The organism is Vibrio sp. Y176 (assembly GCF_033438945.1).
On the sequence record NZ_JAWOQS010000598.1, the window covers coordinates 1 to 672 of the forward strand.

1 protein-coding gene is annotated in these 672 nt (G+C 44.8%); it reads right to left on the reverse strand.

Annotation, left to right across the window (positions count from 1 at the left end; translation table 11 throughout):
- Positions 1 to 364: radical SAM protein (locus tag R7O13_RS27525; RefSeq protein ID WP_412125739.1), on the reverse strand; the 364-nt coding region annotated here is incomplete at its 3' end.
- Positions 365 to 672 lie beyond the last annotated feature (308 nt).

The following is a 672-nucleotide window of genomic DNA, read 5'->3' on the forward strand; positions in this document are numbered from 1 at the left end:
CATTCAATAACGTGCCGTTTGTTTGCAGATCGTTAGAGATCTTCACGCCTGCGGGCTGGTACTTCGCTTGAAACTCGACAATTTTCTTGAAGTAATCCAAACCCAGCATCGTTGGCTCACCGCCCTGCCAAGAGAAGACGATCTCAGGTGTATTTTGCCCTTCAATATACTGTTTGATGTAAGCCTCTAACGTGGCTTCATCCATCATTGGTGAACATCCTTTTTTATACTCAAGTAAGTCCTGTTTGCTGAGGTAGTAGCAGTAAGTACAGTCAATGTTACAGGCAGCACCAATGGGCTTTGCCATAACATGTAAACGCTTAGACGCTTTGCCGTTGAACTGAGGACTTTGAGTAATTTGCATGAGTCACCTTTGCTGTTGCGAATTTGAAGGCGTGATCCGGATATTTGCCCGCGATTCACCTTGATGACCCAATCATAAATTTCATTAATACCGCAGGCTTGTTATACCGCTTATAACCTATTTTCATGGCGCTTGTTGCTACTCTACTTTGGGCCGTCTGAGATAACCCGTATGCGGCGTTTTGGAAGCATTACGCTATTCATTTCGTGCACAACCAAGGAATGCGACTACGCTTGCTTATGATGAAGGCGAATTTTCAACGCTAACGCGTGGGCGAGAAAATGACATGAGTACAACGTGTAAGTGGT